At 57.8% G+C, this 26,840-nt stretch carries 23 protein-coding genes; 5 read left to right on the forward strand and 18 right to left on the reverse strand.

What is annotated here, in order from left to right:
• Positions 1-9 precede the first annotated feature (9 nt).
• A complete protein-coding gene (locus ACOYW0_RS04280) occupies positions 10-852 on the forward strand; it encodes an MBL fold metallo-hydrolase (RefSeq protein ID WP_482417331.1) in 843 nt (280 codons plus the stop codon).
• A gap of 84 nt (positions 853-936) precedes the next feature.
• Here the strand turns inward: ACOYW0_RS04280 and ACOYW0_RS04285 are convergent, their stop codons facing one another.
• The 9 genes from ACOYW0_RS04285 to ACOYW0_RS04325 form a co-directional block, all read right to left on the reverse strand.
• The gene (locus ACOYW0_RS04285; RefSeq protein WP_482417332.1) at positions 937-1,509 is read right to left on the reverse strand and encodes an REP-associated tyrosine transposase; all 573 of its coding nucleotides are present in this window, start codon (positions 1,507-1,509) and stop codon (positions 937-939) included.
• A gap of 764 nt (positions 1,510-2,273) precedes the next feature.
• Complete coding sequence (locus ACOYW0_RS04290) at positions 2,274-3,011, reverse strand: tetratricopeptide repeat protein (protein ID WP_482417333.1); 738 nt, start codon at positions 3,009-3,011, stop codon at positions 2,274-2,276.
• Positions 3,008-4,750 carry a BatD family protein gene (locus ACOYW0_RS04295; RefSeq protein WP_482417334.1) on the reverse strand — a complete coding sequence of 581 codons (1,743 nt, stop codon included), beginning with the start codon at positions 4,748-4,750 and terminating at the stop codon, positions 3,008-3,010. The genes ACOYW0_RS04290 and ACOYW0_RS04295 overlap by 4 nt, the downstream gene beginning before the upstream one ends.
• Positions 4,751-6,601 (reverse strand): VWA domain-containing protein, encoded by a 1,851-nt coding sequence (locus ACOYW0_RS04300; protein ID WP_482417335.1) that lies wholly within the window; start codon positions 6,599-6,601, stop codon positions 4,751-4,753.
• Entirely contained in the window at positions 6,598-7,593 is a 996-nt protein-coding gene (locus ACOYW0_RS04305) for a vWA domain-containing protein (protein WP_482417336.1), read from the reverse strand. Before ACOYW0_RS04305 ends, ACOYW0_RS04300 begins: the two co-directional genes overlap by 4 nt.
• 62 nt (positions 7,594-7,655) lie before the next feature.
• Entirely contained in the window at positions 7,656-8,336 is a 681-nt protein-coding gene (locus ACOYW0_RS04310) for a hypothetical protein (RefSeq protein ID WP_482417337.1), read from the reverse strand.
• Positions 8,336-9,214 carry a DUF58 domain-containing protein gene (locus ACOYW0_RS04315; protein ID WP_482417338.1) on the reverse strand — a complete coding sequence of 293 codons (879 nt, stop codon included), beginning with the start codon at positions 9,212-9,214 and terminating at the stop codon, positions 8,336-8,338. Before ACOYW0_RS04315 ends, ACOYW0_RS04310 begins: the two co-directional genes overlap by 1 nt.
• Before the next feature lies 1 nt (position 9,215).
• Positions 9,216-10,190 (reverse strand): AAA family ATPase, encoded by a 975-nt coding sequence (locus ACOYW0_RS04320; RefSeq protein ID WP_482417339.1) that lies wholly within the window; start codon positions 10,188-10,190, stop codon positions 9,216-9,218.
• 559 nt (positions 10,191-10,749) lie between these two features.
• Positions 10,750-11,241 (reverse strand): cytochrome P460 family protein, encoded by a 492-nt coding sequence (locus tag ACOYW0_RS04325; RefSeq protein ID WP_482417340.1) that lies wholly within the window; start codon positions 11,239-11,241, stop codon positions 10,750-10,752.
• 61 nt (positions 11,242-11,302) lie between these two features.
• On the opposite strand from ACOYW0_RS04325, the gene ACOYW0_RS04330 reads away from it, so the two are divergent.
• Positions 11,303-11,542, forward strand: a complete 240-nt coding sequence (locus ACOYW0_RS04330; protein WP_482417341.1) for a hypothetical protein — start codon at positions 11,303-11,305, stop codon at positions 11,540-11,542.
• 352 nt (positions 11,543-11,894) lie between these two features.
• Here ACOYW0_RS04330 and ACOYW0_RS04335 read toward each other — a convergent pair whose 3' ends face one another.
• From ACOYW0_RS04335 to ACOYW0_RS04350, 4 genes are all read right to left on the reverse strand, one after another.
• Positions 11,895-12,815 (reverse strand): transposase, encoded by a 921-nt coding sequence (locus ACOYW0_RS04335; protein ID WP_482417342.1) that lies wholly within the window; start codon positions 12,813-12,815, stop codon positions 11,895-11,897.
• Between the two features lie 204 nt (positions 12,816-13,019).
• Positions 13,020-14,402 carry an aldehyde dehydrogenase family protein gene (locus ACOYW0_RS04340; protein ID WP_482417343.1) on the reverse strand — a complete coding sequence of 461 codons (1,383 nt, stop codon included), beginning with the start codon at positions 14,400-14,402 and terminating at the stop codon, positions 13,020-13,022.
• Between the two features lie 82 nt (positions 14,403-14,484).
• Positions 14,485-16,149, reverse strand: coding sequence for an acetolactate synthase large subunit (locus ACOYW0_RS04345; RefSeq protein WP_482417344.1), 1,665 nt, complete (start codon positions 16,147-16,149; stop codon positions 14,485-14,487).
• Between the two features lie 421 nt (positions 16,150-16,570).
• Complete coding sequence (locus ACOYW0_RS04350) at positions 16,571-17,467, reverse strand: LysR family transcriptional regulator (protein ID WP_482417345.1); 897 nt, start codon at positions 17,465-17,467, stop codon at positions 16,571-16,573.
• Positions 17,468-17,997: 530 nt separating this feature from the next.
• Between ACOYW0_RS04350 and ACOYW0_RS04355 the strand changes: the two genes are divergently transcribed.
• Positions 17,998-19,032 carry a YeiH family protein gene (locus tag ACOYW0_RS04355; protein ID WP_482417346.1) on the forward strand — a complete coding sequence of 345 codons (1,035 nt, stop codon included), beginning with the start codon at positions 17,998-18,000 and terminating at the stop codon, positions 19,030-19,032.
• Between the two features lie 1,002 nt (positions 19,033-20,034).
• Here the strand turns inward: ACOYW0_RS04355 and ACOYW0_RS04360 are convergent.
• From ACOYW0_RS04360 to ACOYW0_RS04380, 5 genes are all read right to left on the reverse strand, one after another.
• Positions 20,035-20,811 carry a hypothetical protein gene (locus ACOYW0_RS04360; RefSeq protein ID WP_482417347.1) on the reverse strand — a complete coding sequence of 259 codons (777 nt, stop codon included), beginning with the start codon at positions 20,809-20,811 and terminating at the stop codon, positions 20,035-20,037.
• 1 nt (position 20,812) lies between these two features.
• Positions 20,813-21,829 carry a transketolase family protein gene (locus ACOYW0_RS04365; protein ID WP_482417348.1) on the reverse strand — a complete coding sequence of 339 codons (1,017 nt, stop codon included), beginning with the start codon at positions 21,827-21,829 and terminating at the stop codon, positions 20,813-20,815.
• A 10-nt stretch (positions 21,830-21,839) separates the two neighbouring features.
• Positions 21,840-22,682, reverse strand: a complete 843-nt coding sequence (locus ACOYW0_RS04370; protein WP_482417349.1) for a transketolase — start codon at positions 22,680-22,682, stop codon at positions 21,840-21,842.
• A gap of 175 nt (positions 22,683-22,857) precedes the next feature.
• A complete protein-coding gene (locus ACOYW0_RS04375; RefSeq protein ID WP_482417350.1) occupies positions 22,858-24,117 on the reverse strand; it encodes an aminotransferase class III-fold pyridoxal phosphate-dependent enzyme in 1,260 nt (419 codons plus the stop codon).
• A 25-nt stretch (positions 24,118-24,142) separates the two neighbouring features.
• Entirely contained in the window at positions 24,143-24,904 is a 762-nt protein-coding gene (locus tag ACOYW0_RS04380) for a hypothetical protein (RefSeq protein ID WP_482417351.1), read from the reverse strand.
• 291 nt (positions 24,905-25,195) lie between these two features.
• Between ACOYW0_RS04380 and ACOYW0_RS04385 the strand changes: the two genes are divergently transcribed.
• Together ACOYW0_RS04385 and ACOYW0_RS04390 are read left to right on the forward strand one after the other, a co-directional pair.
• Positions 25,196-25,894: a TetR/AcrR family transcriptional regulator gene (locus ACOYW0_RS04385; protein WP_482417352.1), complete on the forward strand. Its 699-nt coding sequence runs from the start codon at positions 25,196-25,198 to the stop codon at positions 25,892-25,894.
• Positions 25,895-26,836, forward strand: coding sequence for an AraC family transcriptional regulator (locus tag ACOYW0_RS04390; RefSeq protein ID WP_482417353.1), 942 nt, complete (start codon positions 25,895-25,897; stop codon positions 26,834-26,836).
• Positions 26,837-26,840: the final 4 nt, after the last annotated feature.

Below are 26,840 nucleotides of genomic sequence, written 5' to 3' on the forward strand. Positions count from 1 at the left end.
ATACCCATCATGAAGGTCACCCTCACCGCCCTTGTGGAGAACACCCTGGGCGACAATCCGAACCTGGAAGCCGAACACGGCCTCTCCTTTCACATCAAGGCCGGAGACACCTCGTTTCTCTTTGATACCGGGGCAACGGGCCTCTTCCTCAAAAATGCGAAACGCCTTGGCATCCAAACCGATGCCGTGGACTCTGTCTTCATCAGCCATGGTCACTACGACCACTCCGGCGGGTACAAGGCCTTTGTGGAACTGGCTGCCGGGAAAAAGACGAATCTTTTTGTGAGGCCCGGTTTTTTCGACAGGAAATACGGTTTCAGGGAGACGGGAGAGGCCTTTCTCGGCAACGCGTTTTCGAAAGAGGAGCTTGAGCAGGCAAACGTTACCGTAAACGAATTAGAAGGGGGCACAAAGGAAGTTTTCCCGGGGGTGTTCTCGGTGACAGGCTTTGAAAGGACCAGCCCCTTTGAGAAGATCAATCAGCGATTTGTGGTGGAAAGAGATGACGGCCGCGTGGTGGACGACTTTTCCGAGGAGCAGATCCTCGTGCTGAAAACCTGCCGCGGCCTGGTGGTCATCCTGGGCTGCTCCCACCCCGGGGTGGTGAACATCCTGGAAAAGGTCAAAAAAGAGTTTGGCGAACCCATCCATGCAGTCATCGGCGGCACCCATCTGGTGGAGGCCGACCCTTCCCGCATCGAAAAAACCACCGACTACTTCATAAAAGAAGCCATCCCCCACATCATGATCTGCCACTGCAGCGGCGGGCCCGACCACCTTAAAGGGCTCATCTCCCGGCTGGGAGATACGTATCGTTCGGTCCACACGGGGACGGTGATCTCCTTTGAATAGATCGACGTAGTTACCACGCAGGAATGCGGCATTCCAAACGACGTTCGTTTTTGGAGCGCCGCACTCCGTGGGGCTTTTTAAAAATTAGGGCAAGCCCATCCACGGCCATTCATGGGAAGACCCCACAAGCCCTGCATGTACAGGGTTGTTGGCGATATATTGAAGGGCCGCTTCATAGTGGTATTCATTTCGAATCAACCGATCCCAAAAGCCGCGTTGCCAAATGTTCTCCGGCAGTGGCTCCCCATATACTTCCCTGATCTTCTTTGAGGTAAAGACCTTCCAGCTTCGAATCACCCCACCCAGGGGCCAGCCCTCATATTGCCGGATAACAAGGTGAACATGGTTGGGCATCACCACCCATGCGATGAGTTCATAACGCGTTTGATGAAAATACCGAAACGAGTCGGCAACAACTGTCGCGCATTCCGGATGGTTCAGAAGACACGACCCATACCCTGTATCGAGCCACTCATTGATGCGCCGGCGCAATCTACGGCTCTTTTGGCCGTCAGGTGATGCCGCAACGTCTCTTTCCATCTTCTTCAACACATCAAGGGGAAGGCTGTCGGCAAGACGAAAGGTTATGGCCTGCAAAGCGCCCGGTGCATCGCAATGGGGAAGGTACCCCCGGGAATACCACCCAAGGTGCGTCATGCTTCCTCCTGTGCCAGGATGATCATGTTGACCGCCCGATCTGAAAGTATGGTTCGGGATGCCATTGGTCTGCCAATGCCGCACTGGAGTGCGGCGCTCCAATGGCGTCGGCTCGGTTATGGAGCGCCGCACTCCGTGCGGCTTTTTTAGACTAAGACATGAACGTTCTTATTGCTAAGTAGCCATATTGCCAGACTGATCCGAAGGCCTGGCCCGAAATACCGTTGGCCTTCGAATGCCGCACGGGAGTGCGGCGCTCCAATGACATCGGCTCAGTTGTGGAACGCCGGCTTTTTCGAGCTAAGAAATGAACCGTCTTGTTGTGAAGTGACCCTATTGATTGCCTGGTTCAAAGGCATGGCCCGGGATGCCGTTGGCCTGCCAATGCCGCACAGGAGTGCGGCGCTCCAATGGTGTCGGCTCGGTTGTGGAGCGCCGAACTTTGTAGGGCTTTTTCGGGCAACAGGGTGAACCGTCTTTTTGTTAAGTGATTCTATTGACTGCCTGGTTCAAAGGCATGACCCGGGATGCCGTTGTCTTGCCAATGCCGCACAGGAGTGCGGCGCTCCAATGGCGTCGGCTCGGTTATGGAGCGCCGCACTTTGTGCGGCTTCTTTTGCGACGAAACAAGCCTTCTTGTTGCGAAGTCATCCTATTGACTACCTGGTTCAAAGGCATGGCCCGGGATGCCGTTGTCTTGCCAATGCCGCACAGGAGTGCGGCGCTCCAATGGAATCGGCTCCGTTGAGGCTTTCTTTGCCACCTCAAATAACCCCGACGCTCTCTTTTTTCACCCAGCCGATCTTGCCCTGGGCAAAGGCGATGCGGACCCAGCCGCTCCGTTCCTGCTCCACGGTGACCCGGCTGCCTGCGTGGAGGACAAAAAGCTCGGTGGCGGTATCTGAAAGGCCCGAACGCACGGAGACGGCCTGGGGAAGGACCACGCCCCTTTGAATGCGTGCGTCGGAAACGGTGTCCCAGAGGGCCGTGGAGGCCAGCAGAAAAAACAGGGCACCACATACGGCAGCTGCGGTTTTAAGAGGTGTCTTGCGTAAAAGAATCGCCAAAGCCAAAAGGCCCCAGAAGAGCACCCCAAAACCCACGGCAAGCTGCTGGAGGGTTTTCAGGGAGAGCCCCTGCTTCCAAAAGAAAAGAACGGACACCACCGGGTTTTCCGTCTCCTCCTGGCGGTCTTTCACCTGGGAGAGGGCCTGGTTCCGGTTGAAGGTCAGGTCCGGGTCCCCGGGCATGAGGCGGTGGGCCCTGTCGTACCAGAGGACGGCGCGGCCCAGGTCCCCTTTCTGCATGTAGGTGTTGCCCAGGTTGTAGGCAAGTTTGCCGTTTTCAATGCCCTGGCGGGAGATGGAGAGAAAGCTCTCCAGGGCGTCGTCGTAGCTGCCCTTTTCGTAGTGGGCGATGCCGTCGTAAAAGGCCTTGGAGGATTCGCTGCCAAGGGCCACGGCGGGGATCAACAAAATCAGGATACACAACAGACGCTTCATGCCTTCACCTCCTTCAAGAGCTGCGCCAGGGCCCGGACTTTTTCCTTGCGGCCCCCCTCTCCTTCGGCGGCGCCGCCGTACCGGGCGGCTTCCACGGCCTCCAGAATAGCCACGCTCGATTCAGCGGCCTTGGGATTCCCACCCGCCCGGGTCACGATCTGGCGGATATCATCCCCGGTCAACCCTTCCACGGGGCGTCCTGCAAGGGCTCCCATGACGGCCACCAGGGCGGCGTGAAGGGCGCCGTAAAACTGATCGGTGTCGCCCACAGATTTTTCCGCTTCTTTCAGCTTACCCGAAGCCTTGCGCCCCAGGGCCTGGCCCACGCTGAGGCCGCGGGCAAAGCGCTTGAGCCCCACCACAAGAATCAAAAACACCCCAAAGGGCCCTGCCAGCAAGGCCAAAAGGGTAGTCACATCCATGGGCGCCCTGTGAACAACGGCGTCCGGGTCCACGTTTAAGGGCAGTATATCACGCCCTTTGAGGCGGACAGCCTGTTTCTCCGGCGCCAACGAAGGGGCATCCCCGCTTCCTGCCTGAAAGACCTCCACGGCCTCGGCGGCTGTGTTTTCCGTCACGGTAAAGGTGAGGGGCCCGGATGTCTCGGTGCGATAGGTTTCGGTCTGGGGATCAAACCACACCAGGGAGACGGACGGGATGGTCACCTTTCCGGGCTTGAGGGGCACGATGGCTGTTTTAAAGGTCTTTTTCCCCTGCCATCCGGAGGGTCCCATGGCGATATCCTCCACGGGGGTGTCCCCGTACTGCTTCATGCCCTCGGGCAGAAAGACAAGGGGGGAGGCGGCATCGCGGATATTGCCCGTGCCCTGGACCGTTAAGGTGAGGGTCAGGGGATCCCCGGCTTTGACCTCCTCGTTTTCAAGGGCTGCGGTGAGGGAAAAGTTCCCCACAAGCCCTGAAAAAGGAGGATTTCCCGAATACGGCGGCAGGGGCCGGACCGTAAGGGCAACGGCTTCAGTGGTGAGAAGCTTCTGCTCCATGACGTTGCGGGTGGAGAAAAAATCATCGAAAAGAGGATCCCGGGACCTTCGGGAGCGCCCCGTGACCACGGAGACAGACAAGCTTGCCGGCTGGATCTCAAAAGCACCTGCTTTCTGAGGGGTGAGAAGCTCGGTGACTTCATGGATGGCATAGCGCCTGCCGTTGATCACCTGTTCAAAGGCCCGGCCTTCCCCCATCTCGTCCGAGGAGAAGCCGTTAAAATCGGGTTTTCCCAGACGCGCATTCTGAAAGGCGGCCGCGGTTTGAAACCTAAAGCTCCAGACCACCTGCTCTCCAACGTATGGCGAGGTGTTGGAGACCTCGGCCGTCACCGACCAGGGCTGATCCGAGGTTGACGCGGCGCTGCGCTCGTCCACCTTGACCACGATGGGCCGCGTCACGGCCTGCACGCCTCTTCCCCGGACGGGGATGGCCGGAATGGTAAGCTGGCCGGTTCGCAAGGGGATGAGCAGAAAGAGGCTCTCCACCTCACGGGTGGTGGTTCCATTGATCATCTGAACCCGGGAGCTGGTACCCCTGGGCGACACGCGAAAATCGGCCAGATCGGGCATTGCCACCCGGGCGTCGTCAAAATCGGCGATGACGCGAAGGGTCAGGGATTCCCCCAGCCGCAACCGGTTGGTATCCACCACGGCCCGGGCCCCCTGGGCCTGGACACCGGAGGCCGAAGACCCCAAGAGCAGTATCGTTATCAAAAAAAGAAACAAGCGTTTCATCTACCAGTCCTTTTCCACACGTCGTTTTTCGGCGCGCCGCATCATGACGCCGCCGGGTTTGTCCTTCAATCTGTTGAGGGCCGAGGCGGCCTGCTGCATCTCCTCATCCCCGGGTTCGCCCTGGCTGCCCATCGCCTGATTCTCCTCCGTGCCTGGGGCTTCATCTCCAGGCTGGCCGCCTGAGGGGTTGGCATCGGCAGGATCGGGGGAAGAGGCCTGTTGCTGTTGACCAGCCTTCTCGTCCCCGGATTTTTCCGGGTCAGGGGATGGCTGCTGATCCTGCCCCCCCTGGGCCCCCTGTTGCCCTTGATCTTTCTGGCTCTGGTCTTTCTGCCCCTGGCCCTGCTGGCTCGGATTCTGGGAGTCTTGTGACTCTTGCTCTCCGTCCTTTTGGGGCTGGTTGTCGCCTTTCCCCTGCTGGTTTTTAGGCTGCTGTTTCATCTCTTCCAGCCGTTTCCGCGCAAAGTCCAGGTTTTCGGCGGTCCGTTTGTCCTCCGGGTTCGCTTTAAGGAGATTCTCCCAGGTCTCGATGGCCTCCTTGACCTCGCCTTTTTTGAACCGGCTGTTGCCCAGGTTGTAGAGCGCCTTGTTTTTAAGGGAGGGGTCTTCGGAACGGGCGGCCCGCTCAAAGCTGTTGGCAGCTTCGTCGAATTTTTCCAGGCGATAATAGGCGGTGCCGATATTGAAATCAATGGCCGGGTTGTCCGGGTCGTTGAGCTGCCCGTCGATGAAGTGGGTCAGGGCCCCCTCGTAGTCCCCGGCGTCAAAGGCCGTCACCCCCTTTTCCAGAGGAGAAGCCAGATCCAGGGCGCTGGCGTATCGGGGCAGAATCAGGCACAGGGCCACCAGGGCAACAGTGCCGTTTTTCCTGGCGTCTCCCAGGCCAAGGTAGACAAGCAGGAAGGCAACAGCCGCCGCCAGAAACCACTGGTACCTGTCCTCCCACACCTTCTTGCGGGAGCTCTCCAGGGACCGGGCCTCCATGGTCTTGCGGATGCCCTGGGTGTAGATGACGTCTAAGTCCATGTCGCCTGCCACGGACCGCACAAAGCTGCCCCCGGTGATGGCGGCCATGCGCTTGAGGGTGGCGGCGTCGAGCTTGGAGAGCAGGATGCTGCCGTCCCGGTTCTTCTTGAACCCGCCGCCTGCATCGGGCACCGGCACCCCTTCCCTGCTGCCCACACCAATGGTAAAGACCTTGATCCCGAGCTCCGCCGCCTTTTTTGCCACCTCTTCGGGGGTGCCGTCGGTGCTCTCTCCGTCGGTGATGAGGATCACCGCCTTGTCCGTGGCGTCTTCCGTCTTGAAAGCCTCCATGGAGACGGCAAGGGCCCCTGCGAGGTCGGTGCCGCCCACGGGCAGGTATGAAGGGGTCAGGGCGTCCAGGAACATATTAAAGGAGCTGTAGTCCAGGGTGAGGGGGCACTGCAGAAAGGCTTCTCCTGCAAAGGCCACCAGCCCGACGCGGTCCCCTTCCAGCATGGCCAGAAGGTCGATGATCTCCCGCTTGGCCCGCTCCAGACGGGAGGGCTTCACGTCCTCGGCCAGCATGCTCTTGGAGCAATCCAAGGCCACCACGATGTCCACGCCTTTTCGCTCCACCTCCTGCCAGACATACCCGTAGCGCGGCCCGGCCAGGGCGAGGATGAGGCTTAAGGTAGTCAGGACCATGAGGGTCGCCTTGACCCGCCGGCGACCCGTTGTACGCTCCGGGAGCACCGAGGTCCGGCTTTTTTCCGAGGCAAAGGAGGAGAGAATACGCCTGCGCCGCATGCCGCCCCAGGCGAAGAGCGCGGCCACGGCAGGTACGAGCCAGATCAGGTAAAGCATGTGTGAGTCTGCAAAGGTCATGGTACCCTCAAAAATCGTGTGTTACCCAGGATGACGGAGGCCAGGAGAAGCGCCACGGCCAGGAGAAGGGGAATGCGGTAGTACTCGCGATACTCGGTCCAGGAGGTCACCTCCACCTCGCTCTTTTCCATGCGGTCGATGGTGGCCCAGATCTGTGCCAGTGCCTCGGCGTCCTCGGCCCGGAAGTAGAGACCGCCGGTCTTGGCCGCGATCCCTTTCAAGGTCTCCTCGTCCATGGAGACCTCCTGATAGACATAGCGCTTACCGAACAGGGGATGGTTCACAAGGAAGGGCACCTTGCCCTTGGTGCCCACGCCGATGGTGTAGACCTTGACGCCCCGTTTGGCGGCCAGCTCGGCAGAGAGCATGGGGGTGAGTTCCCCTGCGGTGTTCTCTCCGTCGGTGAGGAGCACGATGACGTTGGAGGTGCTCTCGATGTCTTCCAGACGCTTCAGGGAAATGCCCAGGGCATCGCCAATGGCCGTCTGCTCCCCTGCCGCGCCGATCTCCACCTCTTTAAGGATCGAGGAGATGGTGTTGTAATCCCGGGTCAGGGGTATCTGGGTGAATGCCTCGGTGCCGAACACCACCAGCCCGATGCGATCCCCGTTCCGGCCGGCCACGAACCGGTCCACCACCTCTTTGACGGCGTCCAGGCGATTGACGGTCTTGTCCTCACGGGTAAAGTCCAGGGCGGCCATGCTGCCCGAGGTGTCCAGGGCAATAACGATGTTGACCCCGGCGGTCTTTACCATGCTGTGCTCAACACCCATGCGTGGCCGTGCAAGGGCAACGATCATCAAAAAAAGGGCCACAAAGGCACACAAAGGCACCAACTTCGCGCCGGACACGGCCCAGGACCGCTCCACCAGAGAAAAGGAAACGGTGGTGGACACCCTCAGGGCCGGCGCTTTGCGCCTTCGCCCCGCCCACCAGAGGATCGTAAAGGCCCCCATCAAAAGAAACGCCCACGGCGTTGCAAACTCAAACATGTTATGCCTCCGGCAGGTCGCGTGAAAGCGCCCCGCAAAAACATTTCAGGTGCAGGACCCACTCAGTCGTTATCTGGTGCATCCTCGTCAGGATCCCGGGCCGTGTCCGTGACAAACCGCCGGATGGCGGAAAAATCCCCGGCCATGATCCCGGCGTCGGGCGCGATGCCGGCAAACTTCACGGGCTCGGCGTGGGCAAACAGACCGGAGACCGTTTTTTTCTGGTCAGGAGTAACCGGCAGGCCGGACAAGGCCGGAAGCAGCTCTTCTGCGGTCATCTCTGGGGCATCCAGGCCAAAGCGCCCCTTGAGGTAGTGCTTTGCTGTTTCGGAAAGCTCAAAGTAAAAGGCCTTGCCGTCCTGTGTCATAAGGGGCTCGATGCGATCCAGGGCCATGAGGGCCAGGGCGTCCGGCGGCTGGTAGATCTCCGGGGCCTTTTTCGGGCCCTGCTTGCGCCGGAACCAGAGCCAGAGCCCTGTAAGCACCAGGACCACGACCCCAAGGGCAAGACCGCCATAGAACATGGCCTTCTTCACCCCCGAGGAGAGCCCGGTGAATCGAGGCGGGGCGATGTCGTGGATATCGGTCATGGGGGCCTTGTCCGGGGCCTGGGAAGCGATGGCCGGGGAGTCAGGCGCAAGAGGTGCGATGGACTGCGATGCCTCATCGGCGTGCAGGCAGGTCACGGCCAGGCCAAACACCAGAAACAGGGCCAGGAGAATCTTTTGAATCGGGGATGTCATCAGCGCCTCCTCCCTTCCCGCCAGGTGAAGTACCGGGTAAGGGCGTCCGTGGTGGAGGCCTCGGTGGAGAGCTCAATGACGTCCAACCCGGCGCGCTTCATCTCATCCATGATCTCCGCCTTTTCAGCCAGCTTGACCTGGCGTACCTTTTCCCGGCACCGGCGGTTGGACACATCGAGGACCACGGTGCGGCCGGTCTCGAAATCCCGAGTGGTGAGGAGTCCGCCCGAGGGCAGCAAGAAATCCCCGGGATCGGAAAGGAGGATGGAGATGAGTTCGTGTTTTCTTCCCACAAGACGCAGGGTGCGGGTGCAGGGGTCGGAGAGGAAATCGGAGATCACGAAGCTTACCGTGCGCTTGCGGCAGACCCTCGCCAGAAAGGCCACGGCCTCTTCGATGTCGGTGCCCCGGGATGATGGGGTAAAGGTGAAAATCTCCCGGATAACCCGCCAGATATGGGCGGAGCCGTTCTTGGGGGGGATGTACTGCTCCACCCGGTCGGTGAAGAAGATCGCCCCCACTTTGTCCCCGTTTTTGATGGCGTTAAAGGCGATGACCGAGGCTACCTCCGCGGCCTTGTCCACCTTTAAATTCTCGCCGGTTCCGAAAAACCCGGAGCGGCTCATGTCGGTGAGGAGCATCACCACCATTTCGCGCTCTTCGCGAAACTGCTTGATAAAGGGGCGGCCCATGCGGGCGGAGACCTTCCAGTCGATGCTGCGGATCTCATCTCCGGGGGTGTACTCCCGCACCTCTTCGAACTCCATGCCCGCGCCTTTGAAGACAGATCGGTAGTGCCCCGCCATCATGGTATCGGCCATGCGGCGGCTTCGGATATGGATCCGCTTGATTTTTTTCAGCACCTCGGCAGGCAGCATATCAGGGCACCTCCACCCTCTCGAAGAGCCGCTCGATGATGGTGTCTGTGGTGATGTCCTCTGCTTCCGCCTCGTAGGAGGCGATGATGCGGTGGCGCAGGACGTCCGGCGCGATCTGTTTGACGTCCTGGGGGGTCACGTAGGTGCGGCCCTGGAGAAAGGCCCAGGCACGTGCCGCAAGACTAAGGAAAATGGTGGCCCGGGGAGAGGCGCCGAACCGGATCCATGCAGCCAGGTCGTCGTCCACCTCGGCAGGCTCGCGGGTAGCGCAGACCAGGTCCACGATGTAGTCCCGGAGCTTTTCGTCCATATAGATTTCATGAATCAGGTCGAAGATGGCCGAAAGGTCTGAGGGGGAGAGGACCGCGCGGATCGCTTCCGGGACCTCGAACCCCACCCGGCGCATGATCTCTTTCTCTTCGGACTTGCTGGGGTACTCCACGAGGAGCTTGAACATGAAGCGGTCCACCTGGGCTTCGGGAAGAGGGTAGGTTCCCTCCTGCTCAATGGGGTTCTGGGTGGCTAAAACGAGAAATGGATCGGGAAGGGGGAAGGTCTGGTCTCCGATGGTCACCTGGCGTTCCTGCATGGCCTCCAGAAGCGCGGACTGCACCTTGGACGGGGCCCGGTTGATCTCATCGGCAAGGATAATATTGCGAAACAAGGGCCCTTTGCGCGTGACGAAATCCGATGACTGGGGGCGGTAGATCTCGGTTCCCACAAGGTCTGCCGGCAACAGGTCCGGGGTGAACTGAATGCGCTTGAATTCAGCGTCCACGGCGTCGGCAACGGCCTTCACCGCGCTGGTCTTGGCAAGGCCCGGCACCCCTTCGATGAGAATATGCCCACGGGTGAAAAGCCCCATGAGCAGCCCGTCCACCAATTTCGTCTGTCCCACAAGCACCTTGCCGATCTCCTGGCGAACGGCGTTGATACGGCCATGGGCCTCTTCCACTTTTGCTTTGAGTTCTTCCATATGTAGTTTCTCCGGTCAGCTCAGACATGAGGTTCAACCCGAACACGTTTGGGGCTCAACACAATCACGCGGCAGTCATCGTTTTTTCCAGGTCCGCTGCTCCATTTCAGGATAACAGAGTAAACAAGCTCCGACGACGAGGGTGGCAAAGCCACGGTAGCGGCATGTTTCTCGAAAACAGGTTGCAGTTTCCCTGTTACGGGATTCCAGAGGATCGTCCATACAACACCCTGCGATCGTTTCCTTTACCAAAGCACGCAGGACGTCAAAATACGGCCCCATTGCTTCAAAGAATGGCAGCAAATATATAATCATTTTGGGGTCAGGTTTCAAGGGGAACAAAACCGGTACAGACCCCTGCCGAACCACTTTCCATAAGGTTCACACAAAAAAAACCGCATATCTCCCAAAGGGAAACATGCGGTCACTTTACACCCCGTCACAACAGCAGAACAAATGACTTCTTTGTAATGTTACGCCGACGGAAACACATCTGTTTCCGGTCCCTGTTCAGGGGACGAGGCAGCAAGCATGCCCGTGCCTTGTGGCCTGGGTCAGTTTACTCCTCTTCCGCACCAAACCCGTGAACCATGATGTAATCCTGATCCACCATGGAGGCATGGCAATCGATGCATGCCTGGGGGCGCCCGAATTTTTCCGCTTTCCCCTCGGGGCTGTACTTTACCCAGAACCAGTCGCCGGCCTCGGGATTATAGCCTTTGACTTTGTACATGATCGTGACGGCTTTTAAATCCTTTCCCATCTCATCACCGTAATTTTCTTTGACAATAAGGGTGCCGTACCGCACGGGGGGCTTTTTGGAATCAAGGCCCAGCTTGTTCACGAACACCTTGTGGAAGGGTCCATGGGGTGCGCCCCCGGCTTGGAGCCCGACGTGATCTCCCCAGAATCCCCAGGAATCATAGGCGGACACCTCGGTGATGTATCGCCACAGTTTATCCGGATCGGGCTCCGGTTTCATGGCGTTGACCACCCCCACACCGATAATCATCCACACGACCACAGCGGCAAGCATCCATCGTTTCTTCATGGCGGCTCTCCCTCTTCTGGTTGGTATCCCTGTTGTTGGTGTATACGTTGCGTGAAGCCCCGTGTTTGAAGCACTCCGGGGCGCTGTTGCCATGATGGGCAAAACAAAGGCGATGCCTCAGGCTCAGAGTCTTTTCAGGATCGGTGGGAAAAAGGAACGCGACAGATATAACCCATTGAGGATTCATAACATTCAACCATCACACTATACATCATTCTTCATCTTCTGCACAATTTTATTTTCTTTAGGGGTCAGGCAAATGTTTTTAAAAACCGTTGAGTATGGTTTCGGTGCCAATTGAGGAGAACGAAAGGATGGATTGGAAAACAAAAAGGGTCAGGCAAAAAATTGACAAAAAACAAATCCGTTCTTCGAACAAATATGCAGACGGCTTTCCACTCAGCCGGCAACGCTTATGGAAGTAATTCTCGTTATAAAAGAAACTAAATTATCATATGCCATCAGGCAAACAACCGTCCCGGTAAAAATACGTGTAGCGTCCCCTCAAGATCCGCCTTTCCGTTTACTGCTCTTTATCAAGAAGACAAAACCACGACGCCACCGGATGCTCTCACGTTGCCCTCCGATCCTTTCTGCACGCGCACGTCCCCTTGCCAACACACCCAGCGTGAGTCCGCCATAAGCCAAACCCTTCAGACACGGCTCAAGCGTTTCAGTGTAAACAGCCCCTCGAACCCTGATATTTCACGGGGAACCCTTTTTCGCTTTGCCGGAACAGACGATTTGAAATGATGAATCATCCCTTCAACAAAACTCTGGGAGCCGATGACACCGGAATCCGTAAAAAGCCTTGCACGATATTCCAAGCACTTTGCCTTACCTATTCGAAAACCGCTCTTAATTTCCTTTTCAAGGATACTGCTTTCAATTTTTGCAGCTCCCACTTTATCAATGGCACCGGCATGGTAGACATATTCACGGTACCTGATGAGTCGCTCGTCCGAAGAAAACGTTCCGAATTCCAAAAGGCCAAAATCATCGCACAGAAATTTGTCCTTGTTCCCGGTCTGCGCATGGTACCCCAGCGAGCACCAGCGATAATCCTCAGGACGATTGACGATCCCCGCCCTCACGGGATTTAGGTCTATGTATGCCAGGCAGTTGAGCATCGCGCCACCGTCTTCGACAATGACGCTTTTAAATCGATCCCCCCACAGCGTCCCTTTTCGGTCCCTTCTCTTGTTATAAAACCTCGAAAACGTCTGTTTTACCTCTTTGACATATTCTGAAAGGTTGCACCATTTCGACTTTAACCGTGCCATCTCCGACTCTGGAAACACGCGTTTGGAACCATACCGCAAAACATATCGCCGCCTTATTTCAGCATCGGTTGCGGCAAGGTCAGGGTGCATAACAACGAGGATATGAAAATGATTCCCCATGATGCAATACCCCTGAACATCGACAAAATAGACGGTGCTGAGCCATTTGATGAGCCGTACCAGCTCATCTTTGTCCCGAGGGTCAAAGGGAAGCCCGTCCAGGGCGGTTCGAGAAATAATGTGATAGGCACAGGCCCGATCCGGCACAAGCATTCGAAGGCTGCGAGGCATACATAACCTCCTTATCGAATCATATGGCATCGAAATGACGGGATGCTGGTTCTGAGTTGAAAAGAATGATGGCAAGAGATAAAAAATATCGTGCAATTTTCAATACATAATCATGTGACATGATACAAGAAGTTTTGTCAAGTTAATTTGCCTGACCCTTTTTTGTTCAATAAGCGGTTGGGTAATGAGCCCAAGCCTGAACCCCTACCGGTGATGAAGAACGATCAATTTTTCCTGGGTCATCTCACGCATGGTATAGCCGATGCCCCCGACACCCAGGCCGCTCTCACGCCTGCCGCCAAAGGGCATCCAGTCTACCCTGAAGGCGGTGTGGTCGTTGATCATGACAGCTGATGCGTCAAGGTGACGGGCAACGTGCATGGCGGTATCGATATTCTGGGTAAACACCGAGGCCTGGAAAGCCATCTTGACGCTGTTGGCGCGTCGCACCGCTTCGTTTACGTCCTTACAGGGGTAGACACAGATCACCGGCCCGAAAATCTCTTCCGTGGAAACCCGGGCCGCTTCGGGGGGTGCCATAACAATCGTCGGGGCGTAGGCGGATTCGGCCACCTTGACGCCGCCACACAGCACCTGGCCTCCGTCCTTGACCGCATCCTTCACCCACTCATCTACCCGGTCTGCTTCCCCGGAATGAATCAAAGGCCCCACATCGGTGGTGCTGTCGGTGGGATCCCCCACAATCAGTGTCGATGCGGCCTGGGCCATCTTGGCTGCGAGCTCCCCAGCAATGCCCTTCATGGCAAAGACCCGTTGAACCGACACACACACCTGCCCGGCATGATAGAAGCCCCCTTTCATAAGGGGAGGCACCAGAAGGTCCAGGTCAACCCCTTCTCCCACAACCACGGGAGCCGCGCCCCCATGCTCAAGGCCGCACCGGGTCCCCGGCGCCAATTTGCTTCGCAACCCCCACCCCACCGTTGCCGAGCCGATGAAACTGAAATAATCAACGCGGGAATCCGTCACCAGCGCTTCTGCCTCTGAACGGCCGAGGAGCGCCACCTGGCACCAGGCTTCGGGAAGCCCGTTCCTGTGCAGACACTCCACCAGCGCCAGGCATGACAGAGGCGTCCGCGTGGCCGGCTTGACAATGACCGGACACCCCGTGGCCACCGCAGGCATCACCTGGTGAACAATCAGGTTCAAAGGATGATTGAACGCGCTCACCGCCACCACCACGCCGATGGGTTCCCGGATCGTCACGGCAAGACGTCCGGTGGAGGCAGGAGTCAGCCCCATGGGCACCTCCCGACCGGACATGCGGCCCATCTCCTCTGCGGCCAGCTCAATGCCGCCGATGGCACGGGTCACCTCCACCCTGGCGTCCATGAGGGGCTTTCCCCCTTCCCTGGCAATAAGAAGGGCAAACTCCTCATGCCGCGCCTTCACATCAGCCGCGGTTTTCAACAGGATCTCCCGACGCTCCCACACGGGAAGCCACGCCTTGCAACTCCGAAGAACCCCCGTGGCCTTGTGCAGCAACTCTTCCACATGGGCTATACCGCCCATATGCAACGTTTCCAGAACCTTCCCATCCCATGGGGACCGCACCTCCACCTTCATATCGCCCTCCTCATAAAATTCTGTTTATTGATCAATGAGTCCGCCCCATAAAGCGACGCAAAAGGCTGCCCGCCGTCACCAATCACAACAGGCACACCCGGGCGGCCAGCTCATCAATCAAGACCCGCTGGTTTTCCGAATAATCCACCGGCACCTCAATAAGGTGAACCCCTCCCCGCTCAAAGCACGCCTCCATCAGCGGCAACAACGCGTCAGCTTTCGCCACCCGGTGGCCGCCTGCGCCGTATGCCTTTCCATAAAGCACAAAATCAGGGTTCCCGTATTCAAGGCCCCAATCCGCATACCCGACCATGGACTGCTTCCAGCGAATCATTCCATAGGCGTCGTCCCTCAACACCAGAACAACCAGGTTGAGGCCCAACCGAACGGCCGTTTCCATCTCCTGGGAGTTCATCATGAACCCTCCGTCCCCACAGACGGCCATGACCCGTCGGCCAGGGTTGAGCATGGCCGCCACCATGGCCGAGGGCAAGCCAGCCCCCATGGTAGCCAGGGCGTTGTCCAGCAAGATGGTGTTGTCCATGTTGGTCCTGTAATTTCGGGCAAACCAGATTTTGAAGATACCGTTGTCCAGGGCGACGATGCCGTCCGGCGGCAACACCTTGCGAACATCCGCCACCACCCTCTGGGGCAACAAAGGAAACCTGGGAGAGTCGGCGTCCATCCCCATATGCCCGAGCACCTCCTTGCGAATCTTCATAAAGTAGGAAAAGTCGTGGTGGTCACTCCTGGCAAGCCTCTCCGTAAGTCGCGTGAAGCTGTTGCCGATGTCCCCCACCACATCGTGCTGCGGAAAATAGACTGTGTCCACCTCCGCCGGGCTGTAGTTGACATGAACCACCGTCTTGCCCCCGGGCACCATGAAGAAAGGCGGTTTTTCCACCACATCATGACCTGCGTTGATCACGAGATCCGCGCGGTCGATGGCACAATGCAGGTAATCGTTATCCGACAGGGCCGCGGTGCCGATATACAACGGGTGGGCCCCGCCAATAACACCTTTGCCCATCTGGGTGTTGAAAAAGGGGATCCCGGTCTTCTCCACGAACGCCTTCAACGGCTCGATCACCTGCTTTCGGTTGGTCCCGGCCCCGATAAGCAAAAGCGGCGAGACAGCCGCCTCAATCATCTCAGCCGCTTTTTCAATGGAGGTACGGGACGCACAACTAAGACAGGGTGCCCTTCGCGGAATCAGGTGCCAGCCCTCCACCATCTCGCCTGCAATGTCCTCGGGCAGTTCCAGGTGTACCGGCCCGGGCCGCTCCTCCTCGGCAAGGCGGAAGCATTCACGGACAAGGGCAGGGACCGTATTCCCATGGACAATCTGACGGGTAAACTTCGTCAAGGGGCGCATCATGCTCACCACATCCACGATCTGAAACCGCCCCTGCTTGCTCCGGGTAATGGGCTTCTGGCCGGTGATCATCACCATGGGCATGGCACCAAGCCGGGCATAGGCCGCACCGGTCACGAGATTTGCCGCTCCTGGGCCGAGGGTGGCAAGACACACCCCGGCACGACCGGTGAGCCGTCCATACGTCGCAGCCATAAAGGCAGCGGCCTGCTCATGCCGGGTCAAGACCAGCTGGATGGTGGACGTGCGAAGGGCTTCCAGAAAATCGAGGTTCTCCTCACCCGGCACGCCGAACACATGCCGAACGCCCTCTCCTTCGAGGGCTTTCACCAAAAGCTCCGAGGTTTTCAAGGGAATGCCGGAAGGGGACATGAGGCTTCTCCCGAAAAGGTTTGGCTTCCGGCACCGCGACACCGCCGCAAGCAAAGAGAAATCCCACAAACAAAACATTGATCAGGCTGCCGGGAAAACAGTTCGTCCTTCAGCTTGCATGAGGATTAAAGACCTTGTGACGCGATGCAGCCCGTTCCTGCCTTCTGTGGTTCAAGTGAATGGAAAAAGCCTGCCTTCGACGGGCCTGCCGAGGAAGGGCGGTAGGTGCGTTCTTATGGGCTGGCTGTATAGTAAGGAAGGGAAGACTCGGTTTTCGCAGATGTCGGCGCAAAAAGAGATGGAAGGACAACAATTTATTATGACACCAAATTATCACAGTTACCCTGCCGGGACAAGCAATGCCCCGGCAGGGCAACCTTAGATAGGGTGACCCATGGGGAAATGGCAGGGCAGGAACGGCTTAGCGCGACATGCCGTCCCAGCTACGGGTAAATTCAATGAAGGCGGTGATGAGCGAGCTCATGAACTTGTTTTTGTGCCAGATGGTATAAAAGGACCGCGTAAACGAATACCCTTCCACGGGGAGCCTGAACAAAAGGCCGTATTTCAGCTCTTTTTGCACACTGTACCGGGAAAGGCACGAAACCGTGTCCCTGTTGGACAGAATCGATTTTACCGCACCGGTATGGTCCAGCTCCATATAGACGTTCAGCGCTTTGGACAGATCACCCAAATGGCCCATGAAGGTCTCTCGGGTACCGGACCCCTTTTCACGGAGCACCCAGCGCCTTCCGAGAAGCTCCTCCATGCGGTAGGGCTCCTCCCGCACCAGGGACGCATCCCCGGTGACAATGTAGAGCTCATCCTTGCCGAGGACCTCGTGCTGGATATCCAGGCCGTCGTACTCCCCTTCGATGAACCCCATGTCCACACGGCCGCTTTCAATAAGAGAGGCCACCTCATGGGTGTTGCCCGTCTCCATCTTAAAGCTCACCCCGTCGTGGGTCTGCATGAAGCTGTAGAAGATCTTCGGAATAATATAGTTTGCGATGGACGAACTCACCCCCACACGGATCTCTCCATGAAGGTGCTCATCCCTGAAGATGGACTCCGCCTCCTTCAGGCCAAGCACAAGGTGCTCCACCCGCCCGAGGAAAAGCCGCCCGTTTTCATTCAACACGATCTTTTTGTTGATCCGATCGAAAAGCCTCGTCTCCAGAATCTCTTCCAGGGACTTGATGGCCATGGATACGGCCGACTGAGTCAGCCCCACCTCTTTGCCCACTTCCCCGATGTGCGGCCTCTTTGCCAGAGCCAGGAACAACTCCAGCTGCCGTAATGTCATGCGCATCTGCATGGTAACATCATCTCCTTGATATAGAACCGAAACGTGCCGGTATGTCTGCTTTTCCCCCGGCATTGAACGCTTTTCCGCGAAACAACACCTTGAATTTTAAACCAATCACCCACAAAAATCAAATATTTTTATGAGCTTTTTAAATACAATGAATTTGACTTATCACAGCCCTATTCATAAAACAAGCTCATCTCCTTCACGGAGTGGAGCAACAAAAAAAGCAGTCTGTATCTCCACGGCACCGGGCGGCGCGACACGTGCACGTCCTCACCGCCCGGTGCCCGATACATCCTGAAAATAACTCCACCCTTCGGGACAGAAACGCATGGCCGGATACGTTGGGTTAAAAGCCATGCAAAACACCCTGACTCACGTTCGTCTCCCACACGTTGAATAACGCCGGATCCTTGCCCATGCAAGGCACAGGAGAGGTGTTTCTTCACGCCACCGACGAACTGACACAACGTATCGCACACGATTTCGGCCCGTTAAACGGACCACTCAAAGCAGGACACAAGGAGCGGTAACCGATGTTTTTTCCAGCAGAAAGTCGTAAAGATGCCATGAACGGCCTCCTTTTCGTCACCCTTTTCGCCACAACAGCTATCTACTGTTCTGAATTTCCGCCCATCAAAAGAATGGGGGTCAGCCCCCTGATCATCGGGATCATGCTCGGCATGATTTACGGCAACACCCTGCGCATGGCACTGCCCGCCAGGTGGGTGCCCGGCATCGTGTTTGCCACCCGTACCCTGCTGAAGCTCGGTGTCATCCTCTACGGATTCCGTATCACCTTCCAGGATATCGCAGCCGTCGGAACCGCCGGGTTTGCCGTAAGCGTCACCATGGCCACATCGACCTTTCTTATGGGAAGCTTCCTCGGCATCAAGTTCTTCAAGCTGGATTATGAAACGGCCATGCTCACCTCCATCGGCAGCTCCATCTGCGGTGCGGCGGCCGTCCTTGCCACAGAGCCTGTGCTGAAGTCCGATGCCCATAAAAGTGCCATGGCCGTCTCAACGGTTGTCCTCTTCGGGACCCTGACCATGTTTCTCTACCCGGCCCTCTACAAAGCCGGCTTCTTCGACATCAGCGAAAAGCTCTTCGGGATCTATATCGGAGGCACCATCCATGAGGTAGCCCACGCCGTGGCCGCAGGAAACGCCATCTCCCCGGAGGCCGCATCCTCTGCCATCATCGTGAAGATGCTCCGTGTCATGCTCATCGCCCCCTTTCTCATCGGGATCAGCATCTGGCTGGGGCGCCGTAAAGGGGCCGAGGAAGGTAAGCGCGGCAAAATCACCATTCCCTGGTTTGCCGTCCTCTTCATTGTCGTGGCCGGTATCAACTCCATGAATGTGATCCCCACTCCCGTGGTGGCCTTCTGGAACAAACTGGACCTCTTCATTCTCACCATGGCCATGTGCGCCCTGGGTATCGAAACCAACTTCAGCCGCATCAGGGGCGTCGGCATGAAGCCTGTATGGCTGGCCCTGATCCTCTTCGGGTGGCTGACCATCGGGGGCTTCGGTGTCACCCGACTGATGTCCGCACTCTTTGCCTGATCAGCACCAGAAAGTCATGCAACGGGCCGTCGTCCTTAATACAGGAAGGCGGCCCGTTGTGGTTTCGGCCCCTGCAACCGGAAAGCCCGGGCGGACAAATCAATCATATTGATAAACTTCTTAAATACGTTGAATTTGACCTGATTTAAAATATCTTATACTTATGCATCAAGATGTTGTGCGGTTCCTGATGAAGTTGTTCGTCCCTTCTTCATCACTTCCAAAGCCGGACTCCATCAACGAAATACCTCGAGCCCCCATCCGCGTTGGGGGTTCGAAGGGGAACAAACAAAGGTTGATGGTCCCAAAAAGGCTATACCTCCCTGAAAATCATCAACCGGTTAAAAAAAGGCCCGGATCCAACTTCCCAAACTTCCCAACTTCCTCCTTACGGGCCTTTCCTCCCCCTCTTTTTTCAGGGTTATTTTCATCCACACAACGTCCCTTACTTTGTCCTTTTTAATCCCGACCAGCCGGAGCGGACTTCTCCCATGAAGACAGCCCTGGACGCTAAGGCTTAAAAAAACGTGTGGATGAAAATGCCCACCCTTTCAGAGGCATTACCCGTAAAGTAACTTCGAAGTGTAATACACCCGTTCTCCCGTTGTCAAATGTTCCCCGGCGAAAGCGCGTCGCCCCCGCCTCCCCTGCGACCACGCACCGAATTCATTCCAGACACCATGCAGGCATAAATCATCAGAAAAAGCCAACACCAGGCGCATCTCCTAAGTTTTCCCGGCACAGCAAAGGGTAAAAGCTCCGATAATTCGCTGAATACCTTTCACACGTGTATTCCAAGAGCGGATAATCACCACCCGAATATGTCGGTATGCCACCTCTCCCTACCTATGACCTGATGAAGCGTTTTTTTGCCTGACCCTTTTTTACGTTAAATGTAATTTTGCCTGACCCCTGTTTTTCTGCATTGCATTGCATAAAAAAAGAGCCGCACCAGCATAGATATGCGGCGCGGCTCTTCTCCCACGTTGTACCCTTTGGAATTCAGACAATCAGGGCCTGGATCCTCTGCATGTAATCGTTCAGGTTGGCGGCGTACTCGGGAGAGCCTTCCACGGTGACGAGCTGTCGCCCCAGGGCCTCCACAAACTCCACATCCCCCATAAGCACCGGCAGGGCCCCTTGAATCCCGTTAAAGCAGATGTGAACAAAGGGGCGCCTGCGTGTGTAGAGCCCTCGACCGGCCTTGGTCTTGCCCGCCTTGACCCGGACGTAGGCGGCAATCTCTTCGCCGTCCACGGACATCTGGTAAATGCGATCGGGCTGCTTTCCGGTCCACCGGCTCATCTCCGGGTCCCCACCCTTGTTGTACTGGCTCAGGGCGGTGGTGATCATGTAGAGGATCATCTTCACCTTCAGCCGCTGCTTTGCCTCCTGCTTTGGCCGGGCATCGGGCATGAGAATCTTCATGGCCAGGAGCAGCGAGACCATTTTCCCAATGAGAATGGGATGCCGCCAGCCCCGGATTCCCGGAACCACTGGCTTTCCGGCCATGAAGGCCTTGAAGCTCTCCGGGCTCTTGAAGCGAAAGGAGACATCCGCAGCCCCCTCCATGGCCCCGTCCACGGAAAGCGCCCCGTCCTCAAACACCACGTCGGTGCCCCAGGGCCCGCCGTCACCGGCCACGGCAAAACGCACCCGTGCCGATACGCCGTCAAAACGCCTGTTCATCTTCGGGTCATCGGCCACCACCACCTTCATCACGGGAAACAAGGCCTTCAGCAGAATACGCGTCGCAAGATGCGTTCGGTTTTCGGTCATGTCACACCTCATCTTCCCAGTCTTCGTCCTCTTCAAAATCCCGGCCCATGACCTCCCGCACCTTCTCGATGATGCCGTTGGTGTCGAGCTTGTAATGGGCGTAAAGATCTTCGGGATATCCCACCAGGGAAAAGGCGTCGGGCAGCCCCACCTTTTCAAAGGCGCACCCCTTGCCGCTTTCAGCAATCACATCGGCCACGGCGCTGCCAAGCCCTCCGTGGACCGTGTGCTCTTCAAAGGTGATGATACGCCGGGTCTCCTGAACAGCCCGCAACACCGCCTCTTCGTCCAGGGGCTTGATGGTGTGAAGGTTCAGCACCCGAACGCTCAAGCCGTCCTCCTCCTTCAGGGCCTTGGCCGCTTCCGCAGCCTGGAGCACTGTTACCCCGCAGCAGATCAGGGTGATATCGGTTCCCTCGCTTACGGTAACGGCCCGGCCGATCTGGAACCCGTAATCTTCGCTGTGGTACCAGGTGGGCTCAAACCCTCTTCCTACACGGATGTACACCGGCCCGTCCCAATCCACGCAGGCACGAACCGCGTTGGCGGTTTCGATGCCGTCTGCCGGGATGATCACCGTCATGTTGGGAAAGGAGCGCATGATGGCCACATCCTCCTGGGCGTTGTGGGTGCTGCCCGCCGTTCCAAAGGAGATACCGCCGTGGGTGGCGATGATCTTGCAATTGAGGTTCTGGTAGCAGATATCGGTGCGCACCTGCTCGCAGGCCCGCATGGAGGCAAAGGCCGCCATGGTTGAGACAAAGGGCGTCAGGCCGGAAAGGGCCATGCCCGCGGCCACGCCAAAGAGGTTCTGCTCGGCAATGCCCACGTTAAAAAAACGATCCGGGAATTTCTCTCCAAAGAGCCCGATCTTCGTGGATTTGGCCAGGTCTGCCGTAAGACCCACAACATCATCCCGCTCCTCACCGATCTCACACAGCACATGGCCGTACACCTCCGCCTGGGTCATGGAGTTGGCGTCATAAACGGTCCAGGTGGTTCCGGTCACTTCACTCATGATCTCCTCCTTAAGCCTTGCCGTACAGACGGTCCACAGAAGCCCGGGCCTTGTCGGCCAGGGTGGAATCGATGCTGCCGTAGTGCCACTTGACGTTGCCTTCCATGTAATCGACCCCCCGCCCCTTTTTGGTGTGGGCCATGATCACGCACGGCCCCTTGTCACCGGAAAGAGAGGTGTCGATGGCTCCCGCAAGATCCGCAAAGTCATGTCCGTCCACCTCCAGCACATGGAACCCGAAGGCCCGCCACTTGTCGCTGAAGGGCTCAAGGGCCATCACCTCTTCGGTGGCCCCGTCGATCATGTAGCCGTTGCGGTCCACGATGGTCACCAGGTTGGTCAGCCCGAAATGGGACGCGGACATGGCCGCCTCCCACACCGCCCCCTCGTTGCACTCCCCGTCCCCTAAAATGCAATACGTTTTCCACGCCTTGTTCTGGGCCCGCGCCCCCAGGGCCAGCCCCACGGCCATGGAAAACCCGTGCCCCAACGAACCGGTGGAGGCATCCACACCGGTCACCTTGGAGGCATCAAGGTGCATGCCAAAGGGCGACCCGAACTGATTGAAGGTCTTCAGCGCGTCAAAATCAAAATACCCGCGGCGCGCCAGCACCGGAGCAAAGCCCACGCCCCCATGCCCCTTGCTCACCACCACCCGATCCCGATCCGCCATCTCCGGCTGACCGGAGTCGATGTTCAGGTACTTGAAGTAAAGGAGCACCAGGATATCCAGCATGCTGAGCCCCCCGCCGATGTGGGCCCCACCCGCCCACACCGTCACGTTGATGATGTCGTGCCTGATCTGCCAGGCCTGCTCTTCCAGCTCCCTGATCTCCGCACCGGTCAATGCCATGGTCCATCTCCTTTATTTTCGGAAAAAAAGTACACAACGAAGATGCCTCCGGCGGCCCTGCCGGGGGCTAAACGTTTAAAAAGTTTAACAAACAGGCCAAAAAAACAGATTCACGCCAATCAAGCTCAAGGGCAAATGTCATTTTTCCCGCGCCCCTTCTGTAAATAGCCCGCCATCACGAGGCCAGCCGCCCTTTTTCTGCGGCATCTTTGATTACCTGAAAGGCTTCGTCGCAGATGGCAAGGGTCCGGGCCACCACCTCATCGTCGTGGGCCGTGGAGATAAACCAGTTGTGGTGGGAGGCAAAGAAAGCGCCCCGTTTTGTGCATTCCGCGCACCAGGCCTGGTGGAGCATCCCGCTGGGATCGTCGGTCAGGCGAACATTGGGCATGGAGGGCTCGCCGGTCACCTTGAGGTGAAAGCCGTAACGAGCGGCCATGGACTCCATCTTGCCGAAAAGATCAGCCCCTTGCCTGAGCATCCAGGCAGGGGCATCTAACCGCTTGAGCTCCTCCAGACAGGCCAGGGCCGCAGCCATGGGCACGGCCTGGTACCAGTAGCTGCCGGTGTAGAACACCTTGGCCGCTTCGTTCTTCATGGCTTCGGTGCCCATGAGGGCGGAGATGGGGTACCCGTTGGCCAGGGCCTTGCAGTAGCAGACCAGGTCCGGGGTGAACCCGTAGTGCACGTGGGAGCCCTTCATGTTGAGGCGAAAGCCGTGGCGGATATCGTCCACGATCAGCACAATGCCCTCTTTTCGGCAGATGGCCTCAATCTTCTGCCAGTATCCGGGGTCCGGGAGGACGTTGTCGTAAAAGGTGGGAACATGGTAGGGGGTGGCGATGAAACCCGCCACATTGCCGGGGTGTTCGGCGATCACCTTCTCAAAGGCCGCGGTATCGTTCCAGGGGATGCGCAGGGTGTGGGCGTGGTCCTCTTCGAGAATGCCGTGGTGCCCCAGGGCCTGCATCCAGGGGGCCACCCCGTGGTACCCGCCCTTGATGGCCACGATCTTTTTCCGACCCGTGGCGCTTCGGGCCACCATGGCGGCGTAGTTGGTGACGTCCCCGCCATTTTTGGCAAAAAAGGCCCAGTCCATGGCATCCACCGTGTCCACCAGGGCTTCGGCCAGCTCCACCATCTTGGGAGATGCACACATGGTGAGATCCGCCTCGTCGGCCTGGCGTCGGGCCGCCCCGTCCACCACCGGGTTTCGGTACCCCAGGATCATGGGGCCGTACCCGCACATGTAATCGATGAATTCATTGCCGTCCACGTCCCAGAAGCAGGCACCTTCGGCCCTGGCCGCATAGATGGGATAGGCCGAGGGCGGGATGTTCACGGCAGGGCTCATGTGGCCGGGCACGCCGCAGGGAATGACGTTTACGGCCCGCTCAAAAAGGGCCTGGGACTGCTTGTAGCTGTAAGTATCCATGGCCTCCTCACACGTTTTGGTTGGGTTACCCAAGGTAATGGGGGATACGGTCCATCAGGAGGTTGGTCGCCTCGATCATGGGAATGCTGCCCTTCATGGAGACATCGCCCTTGGCCAAAGCGGCAAAAGCGTCGCATTTGCCGTTCATCAGGTCGCATGCAACGCCCATGTCCCGGAAACTCATGATGGCCATGGGGTTTTCCGGACGGGGGGCTCCCACGGCATAGCTGCCCTTCTCTTTTACGATGGAGACCGACGGGCCGTCGGGCAGCACGCGGATGGCCAGGGTTCCGTCGGGCATGGATGCGGCATTGAGGGATCCCATGGGATCCGAGGTGGCAAGCTCTCGGACGGCATAGGCGGCAACCCCCAGATTAAGGCGAGTGTTGACCTCCTGATAGGCGGTATCGGCAAGGAGGGTGTCGTCGGGTTTAAGGAAGTATTCGAGGCGATCGGTAAGCTGGGGAAACTCCTTGGTCAGAAACGAGAGATGGGTCAGCCCCTTAAGGGGAATGGGCGATCCCTTGCCGTCCATCATGCGGTTGAGATGGCCGGCCGAAAGAAAAAAAAGACGAACATCCGGCGATGGGTGCGCCCCTTCCCCTGCCCTGCATCTGCCGTTGTGAAACTCAAGGAAAAGGGTGGGCCCCCGGAACACCGAGAACTGAAGGGTAACCTCCCACCCCTTGATCAACTCGGCCGATGTGCCGTCGCACGCCACAAGGGTCTCCAGGTTGCGCAGGACCGCATAGAGATTAAGATTGGCTTTCACGCGCTGGTACTCCATGGACCTCCCCTCCTTTCCGCTCTTTTTATGAAAGCGATTGAAAAAGGCTACGGGACCCGGGAACACGACCTCGCACTTCTCACCATGGTCTCGGCACGGCGGTTTTCATTAAGACGGCCGCCTTTACCTGGAAACCGGGCCATGCTATTGTAGGTTGAGTGAGCGATCACTCACTTATGAATCATTGAATAAATATCGTATGTTGTCAATACCCATTCACTAAAATGAGACCTCACGAACCACAGGCCCCGGGGGCACACCGACCGCCTTAGACGTCAGGAGCGCGCAACCATGACCCACGCCTTTCCGGCATCCGACATCATTGAACAGCTCAAGGCCACCCACGCCAAACCGGCCTTTGAAAAAATTCCCATTGAAAAGCGGGAACGCATCTTAAAGGCGGCCGCCAAAGAGTTCGCCGGGCAGGGGTTTGCCTCGGCCAACATCAACGTCATCGCAAAAAAAGCCGATATCAGCATCGGCTCCATGTACAACTACTTTGAGTCCAAAGAGGCCCTGTTCCTCACCATCAACGACCTGAGCTACCACCTCATCGATGCCATCCTGGCCGCAACAGACTTAGAGGAGGGATCGCTCTTCGACAAGTTCGAACGGCTGCTCCGGTCGGTGCAGGTGTATGCCCGCATCTACCCGGAGTTCAATCAGATCTACCAGGAGCTCACCTCCGAAGGGCTCTCCCACCTCTCCCGCCAGCTCTCCGGCAAGCTGGAGACGGTCACGGCCCGGTATTATCGCAAGCTCCTGCGGGATGCCCGGGACAAGGGGGACATCGCCGCGGATACCGACGAGTTCACCGCGGCTTTCTGCATGGACAACCTCCTGGTGATGCTCCAGTACGCCTACTCGTCTAACTACCACTCCCAGCGCATGAAAATTTTTGCAGGCGAGGACGCCCTTGAAAACGATGAAAAAATGATCCAAGGTATCATGACGTTTATCCGCAGAGCCCTGACCAACTCGGAGACATAGATGCACGCACCGAACACCGACCACACTCTCCGCCTCAACCGCGCCCTGGACCACATTGACGCCCACTTAAGCCAAAGCCTCACCCTGGATGATGTGGCAGGGGTTGCCTGCTATTCCCCCTACCACTTCCACCGCATCTTCAAGGCCACTGTGGGGGAGACCCTCAACCGGTACATCCAGCGCCTTCGGGTGGAAAAGGCAGCCGCCATGCTCCTCTTGTCAGCTGAGACGATCACCGAAATTGCCCTTGCATGCGGGTTCTCAAGCTCTGCCACCTTTGCAAGGGCCTTCCGGGACTTTTACGGAATGAACGCCGGGGAGTGGAGAAAATCAGGTGATCTTCGAAACAGCAAAAAATGCAAAACAGACCACAAGATCAGGAAAGCCGCCGTTGTCAAAGCTGTTTATGATGCCTCAACCCTACACCAATGGAGGCTTTACATGGACGACACACTGAACACGACGATACGAATTGAACCGCTTGAAGAGATGGAGGTGGCCTATGTTCGCCACATCGGACCTTACCAGGGCAACGGCGAGCTCTTCGACAGACTCTTCAATCGGCTCTTTACCTGGGCCGGCCCGAGGCAGCTCCTAAACTTTCCCGAGACCCTGACCTTAAGCGTCTACCACGACAACGAGCCCCTCACCGAAGACGACAAGCTCCGCTTAAGCGTCTGCATCACCGTCCCCGAAGGCACCCCTGCCGAAGGCGACATCGGCCGCATGACCCTGGCCGGCGGCACCTACGCCGTGGCCCGGTTCAACCTCTTCCCCTCGGAGTACGCCGCAGCCTGGGACGCGGTCATGGCCGACTGGCTCCCCCAGTCCGGATACCGCTCCGACGACCGCCCCTGCCTTGAGATCTACCGAAGTGCCCCGGGCGAACACCCCGACGGCCGCCACACCGTGGACATCTGCGTTCCGGTCAAGCCGGCATGAAACA

Source organism: Desulfoluna sp. HI9BLuna (assembly GCF_056829775.1).

Bases quoted from the DNA above. Each gene is read 5' to 3' on its own strand.
- ACOYW0_RS04325 (WP_482417340.1), bottom strand. From the start codon at position 11,241: ATGAAGAAACGATGGATGCTTGCCGCTGTGGTCGTGTGGATGATTATC.
- ACOYW0_RS04360 (WP_482417347.1), bottom strand. From the start codon at position 20,811: ATGACCGAAAACCGAACGCATCTTGCGACGCGTATTCTGCTGAAGGCC.
- ACOYW0_RS04345 (WP_482417344.1), bottom strand. From the start codon at position 16,149: ATGTCCCCTTCCGGCATTCCCTTGAAAACCTCGGAGCTTTTGGTGAAA.
- ACOYW0_RS04300 (WP_482417335.1), bottom strand. From the start codon at position 6,601: ATGACCTTTGCAGACTCACACATGCTTTACCTGATCTGGCTCGTACCT.
- ACOYW0_RS04365 (WP_482417348.1), bottom strand. From the start codon at position 21,829: ATGAGTGAAGTGACCGGAACCACCTGGACCGTTTATGACGCCAACTCC.
- ACOYW0_RS04285 (WP_482417332.1), bottom strand. From the start codon at position 1,509: ATGACGCACCTTGGGTGGTATTCCCGGGGGTACCTTCCCCATTGCGAT.
- ACOYW0_RS04385 (WP_482417352.1), top strand. From the start codon at position 25,196: ATGACCCACGCCTTTCCGGCATCCGACATCATTGAACAGCTCAAGGCC.
- ACOYW0_RS04335 (WP_482417342.1), bottom strand. From the start codon at position 12,815: ATGCCTCGCAGCCTTCGAATGCTTGTGCCGGATCGGGCCTGTGCCTAT.
- ACOYW0_RS04355 (WP_482417346.1), top strand. From the start codon at position 17,998: ATGTTTTTTCCAGCAGAAAGTCGTAAAGATGCCATGAACGGCCTCCTT.
- ACOYW0_RS04320 (WP_482417339.1), bottom strand. From the start codon at position 10,190: ATGGAAGAACTCAAAGCAAAAGTGGAAGAGGCCCATGGCCGTATCAAC.
- ACOYW0_RS04390 (WP_482417353.1), top strand. From the start codon at position 25,895: ATGCACGCACCGAACACCGACCACACTCTCCGCCTCAACCGCGCCCTG.
- ACOYW0_RS04310 (WP_482417337.1), bottom strand. From the start codon at position 8,336: ATGACATCCCCGATTCAAAAGATTCTCCTGGCCCTGTTTCTGGTGTTT.
- ACOYW0_RS04305 (WP_482417336.1), bottom strand. From the start codon at position 7,593: ATGTTTGAGTTTGCAACGCCGTGGGCGTTTCTTTTGATGGGGGCCTTT.
- ACOYW0_RS04280 (WP_482417331.1), top strand. From the start codon at position 10: ATGAAGGTCACCCTCACCGCCCTTGTGGAGAACACCCTGGGCGACAAT.
- ACOYW0_RS04295 (WP_482417334.1), bottom strand. From the start codon at position 4,750: ATGAAACGCTTGTTTCTTTTTTTGATAACGATACTGCTCTTGGGGTCT.
- ACOYW0_RS04375 (WP_482417350.1), bottom strand. From the start codon at position 24,117: ATGGATACTTACAGCTACAAGCAGTCCCAGGCCCTTTTTGAGCGGGCC.
- ACOYW0_RS04350 (WP_482417345.1), bottom strand. From the start codon at position 17,467: ATGCAGATGCGCATGACATTACGGCAGCTGGAGTTGTTCCTGGCTCTG.
- ACOYW0_RS04315 (WP_482417338.1), bottom strand. From the start codon at position 9,214: ATGCTGCCTGCCGAGGTGCTGAAAAAAATCAAGCGGATCCATATCCGA.
- ACOYW0_RS04290 (WP_482417333.1), bottom strand. From the start codon at position 3,011: ATGAAGCGTCTGTTGTGTATCCTGATTTTGTTGATCCCCGCCGTGGCC.
- ACOYW0_RS04380 (WP_482417351.1), bottom strand. From the start codon at position 24,904: ATGGAGTACCAGCGCGTGAAAGCCAATCTTAATCTCTATGCGGTCCTG.
- ACOYW0_RS04340 (WP_482417343.1), bottom strand. From the start codon at position 14,402: ATGAAGGTGGAGGTGCGGTCCCCATGGGATGGGAAGGTTCTGGAAACG.
- ACOYW0_RS04370 (WP_482417349.1), bottom strand. From the start codon at position 22,682: ATGGCATTGACCGGTGCGGAGATCAGGGAGCTGGAAGAGCAGGCCTGG.